Source organism: Streptomyces sp. NPDC050422, assembly GCF_044458665.1.
GTDB lineage: Bacteria > Actinomycetota > Actinomycetes > Streptomycetales > Streptomycetaceae > Streptomyces.
This window is the reverse complement of the sequence record NZ_JBITIE010000066.1, coordinates 1-1330: the sequence shown is the minus strand read 5'-3', so window position 1 is coordinate 1330 and position 1330 is coordinate 1. Positions and strand designations below refer to the sequence as shown.

1 protein-coding gene is annotated in these 1330 nt (G+C 65.0%); it reads right to left on the bottom strand.

The features are described 5' to 3' along the window. Positions 1-27: 27 nt before the first annotated feature. Positions 28-1280, bottom strand: a protein-coding gene (locus ACIBJG_RS38800) for an IS3 family transposase (protein ID WP_399315067.1) whose coding sequence is annotated in 2 segments (ribosomal slippage) — positions 28-998 and positions 998-1280 — 1254 coding nt in all. Because the reading frame shifts where the segments join, the coding sequence is not laid out codon by codon here. Positions 1281-1330: the final 50 nt, after the last annotated feature.

The following is a 1330-nucleotide window of genomic DNA, read 5'->3' as shown; positions in this document are numbered from 1 at the left end:
TGAACCGTTCCGGGTTCGGTAGAGACCTCAGATTGTGGTTGTGACCTGGTGTTTCGTGGTCACGAGGTAGTAGTTGGTCTCGTATTCGACGGGCGGGATGTGCCCTATTTCACCGTGGAGCCGGCGGTGGCAGTACCAGTCCACCCACTCCGCGGTGGCCAGCTCGACCTGGGAGAGAGTCCTCCAGGGCCGCCCCGGTTTGATCAGCTCGGTCTTGAACAGTCCGATTGCCGACTCCATGAGGGCGTTGTCGTAGGCGTCGCCGACCGAGCCGATGGAGGCCGCGATGCCGGCGGCACCCAGGTGCTCGGCGAGCCGAAAACTCGTGTACTGCGACCCGGCATCGGAATGGTGTATCAACTCGCCCCGCTGGTACGGGTGTTCCTCGCGGTCGCGCTGCCACAGGGCCATGTCCAGAGCGTCCAGAACGAGTTTGGTCTCCTTCGATGTGGCGGCGGACCAGCCGACGATCCGACGGGAGAAGGTGTCGACGACGAAGGCGACGTAGACCACTCCCGACCAGGTCTTGACGTAGGTGAAGTCGGCGACCCAGCAGCGGTTGGGGGCCGACGCGACGAACTTGCGGTCCAGCAGGTCCGGTGCCCGCTCGACGGAGCTGTCCACGATCGTGGTGATGATCTTCTTCCCGCGGACGGCGCCGGTGATGCCGAGTTCCCGCATGAGTCGTTCGACGGTGCACCGCGCCACTGCGTGGCCCTGTCGGTGCAGCTCGCGCCAGACTTTCCTGGCGCCGTAGACGCGGAAGTTGGTCTCGTGGACCTCGGTGATCAGTTCCTTGAGGGCGGTATCACGCACTCGCCGGGCCGAGGGTTCCGCGGCGCGTTTCTTCGCCGCGTAGTAGGTGGAGGGGGCGATCTTGCAGTCGTGCCCGGTGAGCACGCGGCAGATCGGCTCGACACCGCCGAAGCGGGCCCGGTGCTCGTCGATGAACGCTACGAGCGTGTGTGTGGCCGGTCGAGCTCGGCCGCGAAGAAAGACGCCGCAGCCTTCAGGATGTCGTTCGCGCGCCGCAGTTCGGCGTTCTCCTTCTTCAACGCCTTCATCGCCGCAGACTCCTGCGACGTCGTGCCCGGACGCTGCCCGGAGTCGATCTCGTCTCGCTTCACCCAGTTCCGCAAAGTCTCGGCCGAGCCGATGCCGAGTTTCTGGGCGACCGCCCTCAATGCGGCCGACTCGTTCGGATAATCGCCGCGGACCTCGACGACCATGCGGACCGCTCGTTTGCGCAGCTCAGGGGGATAGGAGGAGGGGCGTGCCATGACTCAATCCTTTCACGGAATCGAGTCTCTACCGAACCCGGAACGGTTCA